The organism is Verrucomicrobiia bacterium (genome assembly GCA_019634625.1).
Lineage (GTDB): Bacteria > Verrucomicrobiota > Verrucomicrobiia > Limisphaerales > CAIMTB01 > CAIMTB01.
In genome coordinates, this window is the sequence record JAHCBA010000055.1 from 15,945 (window position 1) to 32,593 (window position 16,649).

11 protein-coding genes are annotated in these 16,649 nt (G+C 68.4%); 8 read left to right on the plus strand and 3 right to left on the minus strand.

The features are described from left to right. The first annotated feature begins 52 nt into the window (after positions 1–52). The 3 genes from KF833_21995 (at position 53) to KF833_22005 (ending at position 3,905) form a co-directional block, all read left to right on the plus strand. Positions 53–2,314, plus strand: a complete 2,262-nt coding sequence (locus KF833_21995; GenBank protein MBX3747988.1) for an FG-GAP repeat protein — start codon at positions 53–55, stop codon at positions 2,312–2,314. Continuing rightward, positions 2,311–2,979: a response regulator transcription factor gene (locus KF833_22000; GenBank protein MBX3747989.1), complete on the plus strand. Its 669-nt coding sequence runs from the start codon at positions 2,311–2,313 to the stop codon at positions 2,977–2,979. Before KF833_21995 ends, KF833_22000 begins: the two co-directional genes overlap by 4 nt. 404 nt (positions 2,980–3,383) lie before the next feature. Beyond that, entirely contained in the window at positions 3,384–3,905 is a 522-nt protein-coding gene (locus KF833_22005; protein MBX3747990.1) for a DUF4203 domain-containing protein, read from the plus strand. 18 nt (positions 3,906–3,923) lie between these two features. Here the strand turns inward: KF833_22005 and KF833_22010 are convergent, their stop codons facing one another. Beyond that, a complete protein-coding gene (locus KF833_22010) occupies positions 3,924–5,624 on the minus strand; it encodes a CocE/NonD family hydrolase (protein MBX3747991.1) in 1,701 nt (566 codons plus the stop codon). Between the two features lie 660 nt (positions 5,625–6,284). Here KF833_22010 and KF833_22015 point away from each other — a divergent pair. The 5 genes from KF833_22015 to KF833_22035 are packed head-to-tail and all read left to right on the plus strand — an operon-like array spanning position 6,285 to position 11,645. Further along, positions 6,285–7,712: an FAD-binding protein gene (locus tag KF833_22015; GenBank protein ID MBX3747992.1), complete on the plus strand. Its 1,428-nt coding sequence runs from the start codon at positions 6,285–6,287 to the stop codon at positions 7,710–7,712. 9 nt (positions 7,713–7,721) lie between these two features. Further along, complete coding sequence (locus tag KF833_22020) at positions 7,722–8,189, plus strand: hypothetical protein (protein MBX3747993.1); 468 nt, start codon at positions 7,722–7,724, stop codon at positions 8,187–8,189. Between the two features lie 19 nt (positions 8,190–8,208). Beyond that, complete coding sequence (locus KF833_22025; GenBank protein MBX3747994.1) at positions 8,209–9,669, plus strand: (Fe-S)-binding protein; 1,461 nt, start codon at positions 8,209–8,211, stop codon at positions 9,667–9,669. After that, on the plus strand, positions 9,666–10,319 hold the full coding sequence (locus KF833_22030) for a bifunctional 4-hydroxy-2-oxoglutarate aldolase/2-dehydro-3-deoxy-phosphogluconate aldolase (GenBank protein ID MBX3747995.1): 654 nt from the start codon (positions 9,666–9,668) through the stop codon (positions 10,317–10,319). Before KF833_22025 ends, KF833_22030 begins: the two co-directional genes overlap by 4 nt. 12 nt (positions 10,320–10,331) lie before the next feature. Beyond that, positions 10,332–11,645: a hypothetical protein gene (locus tag KF833_22035; GenBank protein MBX3747996.1), complete on the plus strand. Its 1,314-nt coding sequence runs from the start codon at positions 10,332–10,334 to the stop codon at positions 11,643–11,645. 13 nt (positions 11,646–11,658) lie between these two features. On the opposite strand, the gene KF833_22040 is transcribed toward KF833_22035, so the two are convergent. Then, positions 11,659–13,812 carry a hypothetical protein gene (locus KF833_22040; protein MBX3747997.1) on the minus strand — a complete coding sequence of 718 codons (2,154 nt, stop codon included), beginning with the start codon at positions 13,810–13,812 and terminating at the stop codon, positions 11,659–11,661. 20 nt (positions 13,813–13,832) lie between these two features. Then, positions 13,833–15,911: a hypothetical protein gene (locus tag KF833_22045; GenBank protein MBX3747998.1), complete on the minus strand. Its 2,079-nt coding sequence runs from the start codon at positions 15,909–15,911 to the stop codon at positions 13,833–13,835. Positions 15,912–16,649: the final 738 nt, after the last annotated feature.

Sequence of the window (16,649 nt, forward strand, 5' to 3'; positions counted from 1 at the left end):
GCGCTGGCTTGGGGATTGTGTGGAAGCGCGGCGCCGCGGCAGGATCGCAGGCGTGCGTGGGTGGACGATGGCGCTGGCCGGGAGCTGCTGGTGGGGCATGGCCGCCGACGGGGCGGCGCCGGTGTCCTTGCCGGTCGAGCGGCTGCGTCTGGATTGGCATGCACCGGACCGGGTGTGGGAGCCGCGGTTCGAGATGGGCGAGTACGGGGTGGGGTCGGCGATTGTGTGGAGCGGCGAGGTGGCCTCGTTTGGCAGTGGTCTGGCGGTCATGGAGGGCGGGGCGGGCGATTCCCGTCCGTGGCTGGTGGTGGGGGCGCGGGCGGTAGGGTTGCAGGGGGCGCGGAGCGGCGGGGTGTTTGGGTTCCGGGCGGAGGACGCGGGTGGTGTGTGGTCGATGACGTTCGGCCTGCCGGGGGCGCTGCCGGACACGTACTTCGGAGATGACGTGGTGGTGGTCGGGGACGTGAACGGGGACGGGTGGGACGACCTGGTGGTTGCCTTCACGCGTCCGCTGGTCCGGTATGGGTTTTTCGGAGGATGGCTGCTGTTTGCCGGGGAGCCGGGCGGGTGGCGACGCGAACCCGTGTGGGCGCTTGGGAGCCGGCTTCCGATCATTCGGGGCATGGGGTGTGCCGTTTCCGTTGGCGATGTCAACGGGGATGGATACGGCGATGTTGGCTTCGGGGTGGCGGCGACGGGAGGGGAGGCGGGGATGGTGGTGGTGTATTACGGATCGCCGGACGGGCTGGGGGACCATCCGGACTGGGCCATCCATGGAAGCGGGCCTGGCGAACGGCTGGGATTGGGACTGGCAGGGGTGGGGGATCTGAACGGGGACGGATTCGACGATGTTCTGGTCGGGGTGCCGGGGCATGGGGAGAACGGGACGGAACGGGGGCAGGTACGCGCCTACTTCGGGAGTCCGTCGGGGCTGGAGCCGGAGGCTCGATGGACGCTGTCGGGGGCACGGGATGGGATGTGGTTTGGGGCAAGAGTTCAGGCGATGGGGGAGCGGAAGGGGGATCGTCATCCGGGATTCTGCGTGGGAGCCCCGGGGCGGCGGGCGCGGGCTCGAAGGGACGTCGAGTGGCCGGGGGCGGTGTACGGGTACGACGTGGCGGTGGGACGGGCGCCGGAGGAGATGTGGCGGATTGAAGGGGAATCGCACGAAGACTGGTTTGGCGGGATTGTATCGGTGATTGGAGACATGGATGGTGACGGGGCGATGGAAGTGGCGATGGGCATGCCCCGGGGAGAGGAGCAACTGGCGACCCAGGGTCGGGTGCGGGTGTTTACCGTGGGGCCGGGCGGACTCGCGACCGAACGAAATCAGTATGCGGGCTGGGAGGCGGGACAGCGGTTCGGGTGGCGTCTGGCGGGGGCGGACTTCAATGGCGACGGTTTCGCCGACCTGGCGGTGTCAGGACCGTTTCACCGTCCGACTGCGCCGAATGCCGGGCACGGCATGGTGACGGTGATCTGGGGCGGCCCGGACGTGTTTCCTGTCCGCGCGACGGCACCGGCTGACGGGTCGTCCGGGGAGGCATTGGCGGCGACGTTGGCGACGGGGGCGGCGGCCTTGGGCGGGAGAGCGGGCTTTTCCGTGTGGGGCCTGATGCCGCTGGGGGCGGTGCCGGTTGGGCTGGCCTTTGCGGTGTGGTGGTGGCGACGGCGGGCGAATGAGTTGGTGCAGCGGGAACGACTGCGGATCGCGCAGGATTTGCATGACCGGATGGGGGGGCAATTGACGGGGCTGGCGCTGCGGAGCGGGCAGTTGAGGCGCGTGCTGAGCGAGGGTGAGAACGGGGTTTCGGCCCAACTGGCGACCCTGGAAGCCACCGCCGGGGAGTTGGTGGATCACCTGGCGGAGATTGTGTGGCTGACGCGGCCGAGCAACGACGCCCTGGGCCCGCTGGTGGATTACCTGATGGAGACGGTGGGCAAGGTCTTGGAGCCGGCGGACATTGAATGCCATTTCGAGGTGCCATCAGTGCTGCCCGACGTGCCGGTTCATCACCCGCTTCGGGAGGATCTGGCGCTGTCCCTGAGGGAGGCCGTGCACAATGTCGTCAAGCATGCCCGGGCCAGCCGCGTTCACCTGGCGGTGCGTCTGCAGGGCGGGCGGCTGCAGATCGAGCTGGGCGATGACGGAGTGGGTTTGAAGCCCGGGGCTGGCAACGGACGTGGCAACGGGCTGCGCAACATGCGGGAGCGTCTCAGCCGCCACGGGGGCGAGTTGCGCGTCGATTCCGGCGGGGCAGGTACCCGGGTCTGCCTGGAAGTGCCCTGGCCGCCGCGTCCATCCCTGCGATGAATCCCGTGGATCGAACCATTCGAGTGAGTCTCGTCGAGGATGTGCCCGAGCTGCGGCAGGCGTTGCGGGAAGTGCTGATGGCGGCGCCCGGCATCGAACTGGTGGGCGACTGGGGATCGGGCGAGGAAGCGGTGGCGTCGATGCCTGCGGTGCGGCCGCGGGTGGTGCTGATGGACATTCATCTTCCCGGGATGAGCGGTGTCGAGTGTGTCCGGCGTTTGAAGCCGGCGATGCCCGACACGGAGTTCATGATGGTGAGCGTCTTCGAGGATCACGCCCTAGTGTACGAGGCGTTGAAGGCCGGGGCCACGGGGTATCTCGTGAAGAAGACACGCCCCGAGGCGCTCATCGAGGCCATCCGGGATCTCGATGCCGGTGGGGCGCCCATGTCGAGTTCCATTGCGCGCAAGGTCGTGGCCGCTTTCTCGGCGGAACGACCGGACGATGGGAGGAGCGAGGCGGAGAAACTGTCCATGCGGGAGCGCGAGGTCCTGGAGCGGTTGAGCGCGGGGAGGCGCTACAAGGAGATCGCGATGGACCTCGGGTTGAGCGTGCACACGGTGCGGACGCATCTGCATCACATCTACGAGAAGCTGCAGGTGCGGTCGAAGGCGGAGGCGATCCGGCGGCACCGGGAGCGGGGTTCTGCGTCCGGAATCGACTGATCAGCCGGCACATTCGGGATCATGAACCGCCGCGGGCCGACGTTTCCATTCGAGCCTGACGGCCCCATGGGTGCAGGGACGATGTTCGGGATGTGGAGTGCGGCGGTCCCCGCCGCTTTGGGTCGGGGGGATGGGTGATGACGGAGGCGGGGGTAGGTTCGGGTGGGTTTCTGGGGGCCTGGATCCAAAGCGGTGCGGAGCACCGCACTCCAAGAGGCGTGTGCGGGTTTTCGCGGGGGAACGAGGGGCGGCTCAGGGTTGTGGTGCAGACCTGGAATGGACCCTGTGGCAGGGGGTAGGTTTGGGTGGGTTTCTGGGGCCTGGATCCAAAGCGGTGCGGAGCACCGCACTCCAAGGATGGGGCGATTGGCAGGCGGGGAGGGGGACGGTAGGGTGCGGCCCGCATGATGCCGATTTCGCTGGTGTTGGGGGGAGCGATGCTGGTGTTGGGGCGCCGGCTGTTCTGGGTGTTCGTGGTGGGGACGGGTTTCATTCTTGGGGCCCGGCTGGCGACGGAGTTGCTGGGCGAATCAGCGGGCTGGGGATGGCTGGCCGCAGTGCTGGGGGCGGGGTTGCTGGGGGCGCTGCTGGCGTTGCTGGCGCAGAAGGTGGCCGTGGCGGTGGCGGGATTCCTGGCGGGAGGATATCTCGCCCATGCGCTGGTGCTTCACTATCGGTGGGACGAGGCGCCTCCGTGGGTGGCGTTTGTGGTCGGGGGTGCGGTGGGGTCGTTTCTGCTGATGGTGCTGTTCGACTGGGCGTTGATCGCGATTTCGTCGCTGACCGGGGCGGCGGTGATCACGGAGCAGATTCCGGTGGAACCGCCCTGGCCAGTGGCGGTGTTCCTGGGTCTGCTGGTGCTGGGATTGGCGGTGCAGGCGCGCGGGATGAGGCGACGTCCGGCGCCCCCGAGGGGGGAGCGGTGAGAGGGAAGGACGGCGGGGTCAGCGGGGGCGGACGAGGGGGAGTATGAGGTGGGAGGGGCGCTTGGGATCGGCCCAGACGGAGTTGGTGGCGATGCGGGTCCGGGTGTCGGCGCGGAACGGGGCGCCGGTGTTGGGATTGGGATCGAACCCTGGGGCGCTGGAGGAGGTGACGTGGACGCGCAGGCGGTGTCCGCGGTTGAAGACGACGCTGGTGGACCAGAGGTCGATGTCAAGGCGGGTGACGCGGTTGGGAACGAGGGGCTGGGTCTGGTCGAGTCCCTGGCGGAAGCGGGCGCGGAGCATCCCTTCGCAGAGGTTGAAGGAGCGGTCGTCGGGATAGACGTCGCAGAGGCGGACGAAGAAGTCGGTGTCGGGTCCGTCGCTGGCGATCCAGAGACGGGCGCGGACGGGACCGGTGATTTCGAGGGGTTCCTGGAGGGGTTCCGAGGAGAAGACCAGGACATCATCCCGGGACTCGATGGGGCGCTGGTCGCGGGGGCCGGCGGGAAGGGTGAGCTGGATGCCGCCCAGGGTGGGGACGGGGTTCCCGGGGTCGGCGGTGAAGCGCAGCGGCGGGGAGGCGGAGGGGGTCTGGAAGGAGAGGGTGCGGTCGCCATGGAGGAAGAGGCGGGTGGCGTGAAAGGGCAGGGGTGGCCAGGTATCCGCAGTGCGCCAGACATTGCCGGGGGCGGAGGGATCGGTGACGTCGCCGAGGGTGTAGTAGAGGACGGCGGGATCGCGGTCGGCGCCGTTGTCGAGGCCCTTGAGGATGCGGTCGAACCAGCGCCAGGCGTCGTGGAGGTCGCCGGGGGGGCGATCGCCGCCGGGGAAGGCAAGTTCACCAGCCCTGGCCTGGAGGACGCCGTGGGTCCAGGGGCCCATGAGGAGCTGCTGCCGGCCGCGGGCGCCGGGGCGTCCGTGGTTCTGGTACCCGACGAATGCGTCGAGGGTCGGTTGGGCGAAGATGTCCCACCAGCCCCCGACATGAACGGCTGCGGCGCGCATGCGGCCGTAGTAGCGGGAGGCGTCGCGCTGGCGCCAGTAGGTGTTGTACACGGGGTGACCAACCCAGATGGAGAGCGCGTTGGTGGCAAACTGGGTGGCGCGGAGCCAGTCCTCGATGAGGGATTTGCGGAAGATGCCGCCGGTATAGACGACGTCGTAGAGGTTGGGAGCGCCGACGACGAGGAACTGGGCGGTGACGGCGCGCGTGCCGGTGGCGGCGAGCTGGAACTGGGTGATGGCGGCGGCCGAACCGCCCCAGGTGCCGATCAGACCGTTGCTCCAGGGTTGCTGGGTGATCCAGCGGACGGTGTCTTCGCCGTCGGGGCCGTCGAGGTGGAAGGGGAGGTTGTCGCCCTGGGACGCGAAGCGGCCACGGGTATCCTGGGCGACCACGGCGTAACCGCGGCGGGTGCCATCGCGGGCGAATCCGGCGACGGCGTCCTTGTTGTAGGGCGTGCGGATCAGGATGGTTGGAAAGGGGGCAGGGTGGTCGGGGGAAGATTCGTCGGGCAGGTGGACAGTGGTCGCGAGGGGGATGCCGTCCCGGGTGAGAACGGATTCGTGGTGGACGAGGGTCGGGGTTTCGGCGGCCGGCGCGAGGGTGACAAAGGCGGCGGGGAACAGGCAGGCGATGAGGCGGAGAAGGTGCGGCCGGCACCCGGGGGTGGGGGAAATCACGGCGTTCGGATAGGCGATCGGGAGGGGGCGGGTCAAGCGGGGGTGTGGGGGGGATGGGAGGTCTGAGGCCTGAAACCTGAGACCTGAGACCTGAGACCTGAGACCTGAGACCTGAAGCCTGAAGCCTGAAGCCTGAAGCCTGAAGCCTGAAGCCTGAAGCCTGAAGCCTGAAGCCTGAAGCCTGAAGCCTGAAGCCTGAAGCCTGAAGCCTGAAGCCTGAAGCCTGAAGCCTGAGGCCTGAAGCCTGAGGCCTGAGGCCTGAAGCCTGAAATCCAGTGCCCGTGCGGAATGGGAGGTTCGGGCAGGATCGAACCCATCGGGCCGGCGCCAAGGCGGCGATCGAAAGGGTGTGCCTGCGGGTTCGTGGACGAGTACGAGTACCGCCCTTCGGGCTGAGTGCGAGTCCCCACGAGGGATGGCTTGGGCGAGTTCCAGGAACCGGAGATGTGCCCCGGGGGCACCCAGTGCATCCCGGAGTTGTGGGCAGAGGTGCATACTCCGCCAAATGGCGCTTCGGAGGGCCGAGTTCCACGAGGCCGCTATGGTGTGGAGCGTTGGGTTGAGGACTCGCGGAGCTCGTCCCTCCGATTCGCTGGCTCGGTACCGACAACTTGGGGATGCACCGGGAGCACCTGGATGTCCCGGCAGCGCTTGACCCTGTGCGGGTCGGGTTCCCATGCTGGACGCCCGGTCGCCATGCCAGAAGAATCCCGTCGCTTCGAACCGCTCGCCGCCATCGTTGGGGCGGACCACGTGCTGACCTCGCGGGAGGATCTGATTCCCTACTCGTTCGACGGGACGGCGGCGTTGCAGGGGATGCCGGGGGCGGTGGTGATGGCACGGAGCCGGGACGAGGTGGTGGGGGTGTTGCAGTGGGCGAACGCGACGGGGACGCCGGTGGTGACGCGGGGTTCGGGGACGGGGCTGAGCGGGGGGAGCGTGCCGACACCCGGGGCGGTGGTGCTGTGCCTGGTGAAGATGGACCGAGTCCTGGAGGTGGACGCGGCGAACCTGACGCTGATGGCGGAGGCGGGGGCGACGACGGTGACGATTGCGGAGGCGGCGGCGAAGGCGGGGTTGTTTTATCCGCCCGACCCCGGGTCGATGAAGATTTCGACGATTGGCGGCAACGTGGCCGAGAACTCCGGGGGGTTGCGCGGCCTCAAGTACGGCATCACGCGGAATTACGTGATGGGTCTGGAGGTGGTGCTGCCGGACGGGGAGGTGCTGTGGACGGGGAACAAGTGCGTGAAGGATGTGGCGGGGTATTCGCTGCGGGACCTGTTCATCGGGTCGGAAGGGACGCTGGGGGTGATCACGCGGGTGCTGCTGCGGCTGCTTCCGCAACCGGCCGCGAAGAAGACGCTGGTGGCCACGTTCGACCGGATGGACCGGGCGGCGCAGACGGTGTCGGACATCATCGCGGCGCGGATCATTCCGTGCACGCTGGAGTTCCTCGACCGGACGACGATCCGGTGCGTGGAGGAATACGCGAAGGTGGGGTTGCTGCTGGATTGCGAGGCCCTGCTGTTGATGGAGAGCGACGGACATCCGGCGGCGGTGGCGGAGGAGGCGGAGCGGATGGAAGCGTTGTCGCGGCAGAACGGGGCGATTGAGGTGCGGGTGGCGCGGGACGAGGCGGAGGCGGCGCGGCTGGCGTCGGCGCGCCGTTCGGCCTTTTCGGCGCTGGCGCGGGTGGCGCCGACGACGATTCTGGAGGACGCCACGGTGCCGCGGAGCGAGCTGGCGCGGATGATCCGGTTCGTGGACGAGGTGGCGCGCAGGTACGAGCTGCGGATCGGGACCTTCGGGCACATGGGGGACGGGAACCTGCATCCGACGTTTCTGACCGACGAGCGGAACCACGCCGAGATGGAGCGGGTGCACCGGGCCTTCCGGGAGATCTTCGACGAGGCGGTGCGACTGGGGGGCACGATCACCGGGGAGCACGGGATCGGTTTGGCGAAGAAGGAGTTTCTGCCGGCGTTTGTGGGGGATGCCTCGATGCGGGTGATGCGCGAACTGAGGCGTGCGCTGGATCCGAAGGGCATCCTGAATCCGGGCAAGATGTTCGAGGACGCGGGAGCGAGGCCGGCGGGTGTCGCCGGGGGAGCGGCCGCGTGAACCGGAGCCATGGGCGACGTACCCGAACCCCCATCCGGCCCCGATCTTTGGGCGGTCATCGCGCCGGCCTGCGCGGCGGCGGGAGTTGGGACGCTTGCGACCATCCTGGGAGCGCTTCGACAGATCAATCCGGCGCTTCGCATCGAGTTCGACCTGGTGAGCGGGCTGTGTGGCATGGCGGGGGCCGGTGCGGGCTGGTGGCTGGGGCGTGGGCTTTGGCGGCTTGCCCGGACGCCGCCGGGAGAGGTTCCGTCGCCGGTGCTGCGGCGTCGGGTGATCCTCGGGTTTGCCGTTCTGGGCGGGGTGACCGTGCTGGCGTTTGCGGTGGCGGCGTGGAGTCTGCCCGACAGCCGGAGGCGGGACACCTTGAGTGGCGTGCTGCTGGCGGTCGTGGTGCTGGGGGCGATCGGATGGGTGCTATACCGGCTGGCGCGTTTGTTCGGTTCACCGGACGATCCCGGCCCGGACCCCGAATGAACTCCACGATTTTCGAGGCATGAACGCGGTTGCCGGCGGCGGCTCGAACCCATCCCATCTGAAGGGACTCGACTACTCGGTGGTGCAGCAGTGCATGCACTGCGGGATGTGCCTGCCCACGTGTCCGACCTACGACGCCACGAAGCTGGAGCGGAACAGTCCGCGCGGCCGGATTGCGCTGATGCGGGCGATTGCGGACGACCGGCTGGAGCCGACGAAGGCGTTTGCCGAGGAGATGTACTTCTGCCTGGGCTGTCTGGCGTGCATGACCGCGTGTCCGGCGGGGGTGAACTACGCCGAGCTGTTCGAGCATGCGCGGGCGGAGGTCGAGTCGCGGGGATTGCTGCGATCGGTGCGGCGCGGCTTCATCCGGGCCTTCACGGTGAAGTGGTTGTTCATGGATCACCGGCGGCTGACCGCGCTGGGCCGGGTGATGCGGCTGTACCAGGAGCTGGGGTTGCAGCGGCTGGTGCGGGGCAGCGGGATCCTGAGGCTGCTGCCGCGGCGCCTGCGGGAACTCGAGGCGATGACGCCGCCGGTGCAGCCGGAATTCTCGAACGAGCGCATTGCGCGGGTGACACCGGCGGTGGGGCCGCGGCGATTCCGGGTGGCGGTGCTGACGGGGTGCGCGCAGGACCTGATCTTCAGCGACGTCAACGCCGACACGGTGGAGGTGCTGGCGCGCAACGGCTGCGAGGTGCACACGCCGGCGGACCAGCCGTGCTGCGGTTCGTTGCACGCGCACAACGGCGAGTGGGCGCTGGCGCAGGAACTGGCGCGGCGTTCGATCGACGCGCTGCCGCCGGAGCGGTACGACGCGATCATCACCAACGCGGGGGGGTGCGGTTCGCATCTGAAGCACTACGGGACGCTGTTGAAGGACGACCCGGCCTATGCGCGGCGGGCGGCGCTTTGGGACGGCCGGGTGAAGGACATTCACGAGTTTCTGGCGGAGCACGGGGTGACGCCGCCGGCGCCGGGGGATGCGCCTGAGCAGGTGGTCACCTACCACGAGTCCTGTCACCTGTCGCACGGGCAGAAAGTGGTCCAGCCGCCGAGGCAGGTGCTGCGGGCGATTCCGGGGCTGCGCCTGGTGGAATTGCCGGAGGCGAACTGGTGCTGCGGCAGTGCGGGGATCTACAACCTGACCCAGCCGGAGATGGCGGGGCAATTGCTGGATCGGAAGGTCCGGCACGTGCGGTCCACGGGTGCGGCGGTGGTGGCCACGGCCAATCCGGGATGCCTGCTGCAGTTGATCAACGGGTGCCGGGCGGCGGGGATGGCGTTGCGGGTGGTGCATCCGGTCACGCTGCTGGCCGAGGCCTACCGGCGCACGGGGTCGGTCGCGAAGGCGGAGCGCGGCGGCGCAACCGGAAGCGCAACCGGAAGCGCAACCGGAAGCGCAACCGGAAGCGCGACCGGAAGCGCGACCGGCGGGGTGGCGGGAGGCAGGTCCGGCACGGGAGGCGGTGCGTTATGAGCAAGCGACTGCAACAGGTTCAGAGGTTGACGGATGCGGCGGTGATTGCGGTGGTGCGGGCGCCGCGGCGGGATCTGGTGATTCCGTTGTCGGAGGCGCTGGTGGCCGGGGGAGTGGTGGCCATCGAGATCACCACGACCACCCCGGACGCCCTCAACGCCATCCGGGATGTCCGGTCGGTCCTGGGGTCCCGGGCGATGATCGGGGTGGGGACGGTGTTGCAGAACATCACCTGCCGTGGTGCGCTGGATGCGGGGGCGGAGTTTGTGGTGAGCCCGGTGTTGCGCGGGTCGATGGTGCCGTTGTGCCATGCGGTGGAGGTGCCGATCATGCTGGGGGCGTATTCGCCGACCGAATGCCAGCTCGCGTACGAGTCGGGGGCGGACTTTGTGAAGTTGTTTCCCGCGGACACGCTGGGTCCGGCCTTCGTGCGGGCGGTGCGGGCGCCGCTGCCGCATCTGCGGCTGGTGCCCACCGGCGGGATCGAGTTGCGCAATGCGGCCGACTTCATCGCCGCCGGGTGCAGTGCGCTGGGGGTGGGATCGTCGCTGGTGTCGGGGGAGATCCTGAAGAACCAGGACTGGCCTGAACTGACCCGGCGCGCCGAGGCCTTCATTCAAGCGGTCCGCTCGGTGCGGCCGGTGCCCTGAACTCCGATGGGCATGCGGCGTCGCGCGTTTCTGGGACGATCCCTCGGTCTGGCGGGGGCAGGGATGCTGGGGGGTCTGGCCGGTTGCCGTTCGGGTGGCGAGGCACGACGGGCTCGGTCCGTTCTGGCGTCCGCGGACGACGCGTTTCTGGAGAGGCTGTCGCGGGAGACGTTCCGTTACTTTGTGGAGGCGGCGCATCCGGAGACCGGGCAGGTGCTGGACCGGCGGCTGGCGGACGGGGGGGCGGACGCGCGGCGGGTGGCGAGCATTGCGGCGACGGGGTTCGGGTTGACCGCGTTATGCGTGGCGGAGGCGCGGGGTTGGGCGTCAGGCGGGGCGATCCGGGAGCAGGTGCGGCGGACGCTGCGGTTTCTGGCGGGGTCGATGGAGACGGTTCACGGATTTCTGTACCATTTCCACGACTGGGAGACCGGGGAACGGGTCTGGAACTGCGAACTGTCGTCGATCGACACGGCGATTCTGCTGTGCGGGGCCCTGGCCTGCCGGGCGTATTTCGACGATGAGGAGATCGGGGGGCTGGCCACGCGGCTGTACGAGCGGGTGGAGTGGCCGTGGATGCTGGCGGGGGAGGACACCTTCTCGATGGGGTGGTTTCCGGAGCGGGGTTTCATCCGGAGCCGGTGGGATCACTACTGTGAATTGATGATGCTCTATCTGCTCGCGCTCGGTTCGCCGACGCACCCGGTGGAGCCTGGGGCCTGGCGGGCCTGGACGCGGCCGGTGCGGACGTATTACGGGGAGCGGTTCGTCTGGTCCCCGGCGCCGTTGTTCGTCCACCAGTTTTCCCATGCGTGGTTCGACTTTCGGGGATGGATGGATGGCGGGGTGGACTGGTTTGCCAACTCGGCGGCGGCCACGCGGGCGCATGTGGCATGGAGCCTGGACCGGCGGGACCGGTTTCCCTGGTGGTCGGAAGATCTGTGGGGGGTGACGTCGAGCGATTCGCAGCGCGGATATGTGGGGTGGGGAGGGCCGCCGGATTCGGGGCCGCTGGACGGCACCGTGGTGCCGTGCGCGGCGGCGGGATCGCTGCCGTTCGAGCCGGGTGCGTGTCTGCGGACCCTGCGGCACCAGCGGGAGCGGTATGGGGATCGCATCCGTGGGCGGTACGGGTTCGTGGATGCGTTTCATCCCGGGACCGGTTGGGTGAACCCGGATGTCATCGGCATCGATCTGGGGATCACCCTGCTGATGGCGGAAAATCTGCGGACCGGGCTGGTGTGGCGAATCATGGGCGGCGACGCGGCGGTGCGCGGAGGCATGGCGCGGGCGGCCGCTGCAGCGCCAACGGAAACGCCGGGATAGGCTGACGCCCGATTCAGAACCCGCCTGAGAGGCGGGCTCCCGTGGGGGCATCGACTTCGATGGCGCGGAAGAAGCTCCGGGACCCCTGGGCCTCGAACACGAGCGGGTGCGGGTCCGGGGAGGGCAGGGTGAGGGTGGCGATCCCGGACCAGTCGGTGAGGTTGGTGCTGTATTCGATGCGGCAGGTGCGTCCCGGGCTGCCGGTGAGCCGCAGGTGGAATTGACCGTCGGCCAGTTCGGGAGCGGACAGGACGATGCCGGGAGCGGGGGTGGGAGGGTCCCAGGTCACCTGGAGAACACCGAGGTAGGTGAACTGGTTGGGGTTGGTGTTGGCCGGACCGGGGGAGAGGGCGACCTCGATGACGCCCTGGGGGTTGGGGCGCACGCCGGAGACGCTGGCGCTTTCGGCCACGTTGTTGGCGGCATTGAGGAAGGTCACCGTGGTGTCGGCGCCGGTGAGGGTGTAGCGGGTTTCGCGATGATCGCTGACGCCGAGGCGTGAGGCGTAGAAGGTCAGGTGATAGGGGCGGTCGGGGGCCAGCCCGGAGAGTCGAAATCGCGGGAACACATTGGCCAGGCCGCTGAACGCCGCGGTATTGCCAAAGAGGGAATCCCGGGTCGCGCTGGAGGGAAAGAGGCCGCTCTGGCCGGTGCCATTCTCGTTGGCGCCATTGAATCGGGAGACGATCTGCAGGCGGACTTCGGTGGCGGCGCCATCGGCGCTGACCACGGGTGAGAGAACGCCGCCGTCCTGGGCGCCGAGGGAGGCGGTGACGTTGTTCCAGTGCCGGCCTGGATCCTGGGTGCCGAACTGCGTGGGCGACCCGGCGGCTCCGAAGTCGAACAGGATTTCGGGAACCGGCACAGGCGCCCAGGAGATCTGCAAGGCGCCCAGCAGGGCCCCCAATTCGTGGCCGTCGTCCGAGGGGATGGAACGGACCACGATGCGAAGGATGCCGTCGGGGGTCGGTCGAAGGCCGCGCAACGTGGCGGTGAGGTCGATGTTGGCGGCGGCATCGAGTTCGGCGGAGGCGGAACTGGCGCCGACGACCGAGTAGCGGGCCGGGCGTGGCGGCGCCGGTTCGAGGGTGGAGGCGTAGAAGGTCAGGTGATACTCCGAGCCGGGATCAAGGCCGTGGAGTTCGAAGGCGGAGCCTTCCGGCGTTGCAGCCACCAGGGCATCCCGGGTGACGGAGGCGGGGAGGTGGGAGGCGGAAGTCGTGCCGTTCGCCTCCGCCCCGGCAAAGCGGGCGACCATTCGGAAACCGATTCCGGAGTCCGCGCCGTTGGTGGCGACGAGGTCCGGGAGGGTGCCGGAATCGGTGCCGGCCAGATCCGGGCCGATCACGTTCCAGGCGGGAGCGGGGCGGTCGTTTGGGCTGCCGGGGGAAGAATCCAGGAGGCCGAAGTCGAGGCCGATCGAGCGGGTGGGGAGGCGGATCGAGGGGGCGGGATGATCGCGGGCCCAGGTTTCGAGTTCGGGGGCGAGGATCGAGGCCCAGAGGGCATAACCGTCGGGGTTGAGATGCAGCCGGTCGGCGAGGAACAACTCCGGGCGGGGCTGGCCTGCGTCATCGAGCATGGGATGGAAGACATCCGCGAACCGGAGGTGGGGATGATCCGCCGCGTGCGTTCGGACCCGATCGTTGAGTTCACGCTGGGCGTCGAGGACGCCGGCCCGGCTGGGGCTGGGCTTGACCGCGACGAAGAGGATGCCGGTGCCGGGCAGGTCCTCCTCGACGCGGGTGACAAACGCCAGCCAGTCCTCGAAGACGCGATCGACGGTCTTGCCGCCGGCGAGGTCGTTGTCGCCCTGGTACAGGGCGATCAGGGCCGGATGATACGGTGTGACGACCCGGTCGAAGAAGTGGAGCACATCGCTCAACTGCGAGCCGCCGAAACCGCGGTTGAGGACTTTGAAGCCCGGGAAGGCGGCCTCCAGATCGTGCCACATCCGGAATGAGGACGAGCCCACGAAGAGGACCGGATCAGAGGGCGGTGTCCGGAGCCGGTCGGCATTTTCGAAGGCGCGGATTTCGGCTTCGAACGGGTTTTGGGTGGCGCTGGCGCCGGGGGCGAGCGCCAGCGCCATGACGATCACCATGGCGGCCAGGGTGCTGGCGGCGCGGGCCGGAAGCTGGAAGCGCGGCCGCATGGACGTCGGCATGGACGCCGGTAGGGACGCCATCACGGGAGCCGTGCTTGGAAGAACTGGGCGGCGTCGGTCGATTCGATCTCCACGGTACGCGACGGTCCGTCGAGGGTGACCTGGGGGCCGTCGGACCAGGCGGCTCCGAGGGTGGCGCTTCGCTGGATGAGGTAGGTGGCGCCGGGGGTGCCGTGGAGTTCGAAGGTGACGGTGGTATTGGAGCGGCTCAGGGCCGACAGGCTCGGAGGCGTGGAGGGCGGGCGGGCCGTCCAGTCGAGCTGGAGGATCCCGAGGTAGGTGAAGTGATTGCCGTTGTCGTTGTTGGGGCCGGGGGTGAGGGCGATGGTGAATGCGCCGGCGGCATTGGGGCGCAGGCCGGTGACGACGGCGGCCTGGTCTTCGTTGTTGGCGACGTCGAGGTCCGCGATCGCCTCGGTGGCGCCGGTGACGGTGTAGCGGGTTTCGCGATTGTCGCCGACGCCGAGACGGGAGGCGTAGAAGGTCAGGTGGTAGTCGGTCTGCGGGTCCAGGCCGGTGAGTTGGAAGATGGGGGTGACGTTCTCGAGGCCGCTGAAGGGTTCGGTATTGCCGAACAGGGAATCCCGCGTGGCGCTGGGCGGAAAGTCCGGGTGGGTCAGGGTGCCGTTCTCGTTGACGCCATTGAACCGGGAGACCATTTGGAGGCCGAACGGGGTGACCGTGCCGTCGGTCATGACCAGCCCGGCCAGGGAGCCGGTGTCGGTGCTGCCGATGGCGCCGGACACGTTGTTCCACTGTTGAAAGGGATCGTCGGTCCCCAAGGTGGTCGGGGCCCCGGCGGCGCCGAAGTCGATGAGCACACGCGGGGAGAGGATCGGGGTGTACTCGACGCGCAGGGCTCCGAGGTAGGTGAAGTGATTGGCGTTGTTGTTGTCCGGTCCGGGCGCGAGGGAGATCCGGATTTCGCCGGAGGCATCCGGGGCGATGTCGTCCACCCGGACCGTGGCATCGATGTTGTTGGAGGCGTCGAGATCGGCGGTGACGGAGGTGGCGCCGGTGACGGTGTAGCGGGTTTCGCGACGGTCGCCCACGCCGGTGCGGGAGGCGTAGAAGGTGAAGCTGTAGTGGAATGCGGGATCGAGGCCGGTGAACTTGAAGGCGGGGAAGACGTTCTCGAGGCCGTTGAAGGCTTCGGTGTTTCCGAAAAGGGAATCGCGGGTGGCCGATGCGGGGAACACGGTGGCATCGAGGGAGCCGTTGAGGTTGGCCCCGTTGAACCGGGCCAGCATCTGGAGGCCCATGGAGGTGACGGTTCCGTTGGTGGTGATCAGGCTGGCCAGTTCACCGGTGTCCGAAGTGCCGATCGGGGTGTCGAGGTTGTTCCAGGCGATCTCGGGAGCGGGTTCCTCGAATTCGGTGGGCCAGCCGCCGCCGCCGAAGTCGAGCAGCAGCCTGGCGCCATCGGGCAGCCGGACATCGAGCACACCGAGGTAGGTGAAATGGTTGGCGTTGTTGTTGTCGGGGCCGGGCGTGAGGGAGATGGCGATTTCGCCCGCGGCGTCTGCGGCCATTCCGGTGACGGTGACGGTGCGATCGACGTTGTTGCCGGCGTCCAGTTCGACCGTTGCCTCGGTGGCGCCGGTGACGGTGTAACGGGTTTGGCGATTGTCACTCACCCCGAGGCGGGAGGCATAGAACGTCAGGTCGTGAGTGGCGCCCGGGTTGAGGCCGGTGAGTTTGAACGACGGGTAGATGTCCTCGAGGCCGTTGAACGACTCGGTGTTGCCGTACAGGGAATCGCGGGTGGCGGTCGAGGCGTAGAGTCCGGAGGCGAGGGTGCCGTTCTCGTTGGCCCCGTTGAAGCGGGCCACCATTTCGAGGGAGACGGTGGTGAACTCGCCGTCCGTGCGGATCAGGTCGGGCAACCAGCCGAAATCGTTCGCCCCGACGCTTGGGGTGACGTTGTTCCAGTAGAGGGGCTGGCCGGCGTCGCCCGGGACGGTGGCGTGCTCGGTGGAACCGAAATCCACCAGGAGGACGCTCGCCATGGCGGCGGTGGGTGCCAGGGCGAGGGCGGCAGCGGCCAGAGCGGCAGCGGCGAGGGCGGCGTGTGAGGCAGGTTTCAGGCGGTGCAGCATGGCCCGCCCCGTCGTACCCATCTCCCTTGCGAATTGTATTGGCATGATTGACTTCCTTCCTGAGCTGGTTCGCGGCACGGACGGTTCCCTGCGGGACCGTGCGGCGTGACCACGAGCGTAAGGGGACAGCGGCATGGCGGGCAAGTGTGGTCCGTGGACCCAAGTCGCCGCCCGTGTATCCCGGAGTTGTGGGGAGAGGTGCGAACTCCGGTCAGCGTGGCTTCGGAGGGCCGAGTTCCACGAGGCCGCAGGGGTGTCGAGCGTTGGGATGAGGACTCGCGGAGCTCGTCCCTCCGATTTGCTGCCTCCTTGACCACAACTCGCAGATGCGCCCAGTCGTCGCGCACGGATCTCCGAGGGCGGACGGGAAGTGGAACGGTGCCGGCAAAAAGGACTGAATCATCGTGCATATGCACGAAGTTTGAGTGGATTTGGAGGAGGGGGGAAGGTGGGGGTGGAGACGAGGCGGGGGGCGGGGATACGTGCGGATTGGGCAAGGGCGCGAGATTGGCACCGGGTGCGGGCGGGAAACGGAACGGGGCCGGTGAAAAGGACTGAATCATCGTGCATATGCACGAAGTTTGAGTGGATTTGGAGGAGGGGGTAAGTGGGAGGTGGAGTCGAGGGGCGGGGCGGGGATACGTGCGGATTGGGCAAGGGCGCGAGATTGGCACCGGGTGCGGGCGGGAAACGGAACGGGGCCGGCGAAAAGGACTGAATTATCGTGCATATGCACGA

Coding starts and splice junctions, on each gene's coding strand:
- KF833_22000 (MBX3747989.1), top strand. CDS start 2,311: ATGAATCCCGTGGATCGAACCATTCGAGTGAGTCTCGTCGAGGATGTG.
- KF833_22005 (MBX3747990.1), top strand. CDS start 3,384: ATGATGCCGATTTCGCTGGTGTTGGGGGGAGCGATGCTGGTGTTGGGG.
- KF833_22015 (MBX3747992.1), top strand. CDS start 6,285: ATGCCAGAAGAATCCCGTCGCTTCGAACCGCTCGCCGCCATCGTTGGG.
- KF833_22020 (MBX3747993.1), top strand. CDS start 7,722: ATGGGCGACGTACCCGAACCCCCATCCGGCCCCGATCTTTGGGCGGTC.
- KF833_22025 (MBX3747994.1), top strand. CDS start 8,209: ATGAACGCGGTTGCCGGCGGCGGCTCGAACCCATCCCATCTGAAGGGA.
- KF833_22030 (MBX3747995.1), top strand. CDS start 9,666: ATGAGCAAGCGACTGCAACAGGTTCAGAGGTTGACGGATGCGGCGGTG.
- KF833_22035 (MBX3747996.1), top strand. CDS start 10,332: ATGCGGCGTCGCGCGTTTCTGGGACGATCCCTCGGTCTGGCGGGGGCA.
- KF833_22040 (MBX3747997.1), bottom strand. CDS start 13,812: ATGCCGACGTCCATGCGGCCGCGCTTCCAGCTTCCGGCCCGCGCCGCC.
- KF833_22045 (MBX3747998.1), bottom strand. CDS start 15,911: ATGCTGCACCGCCTGAAACCTGCCTCACACGCCGCCCTCGCCGCTGCC.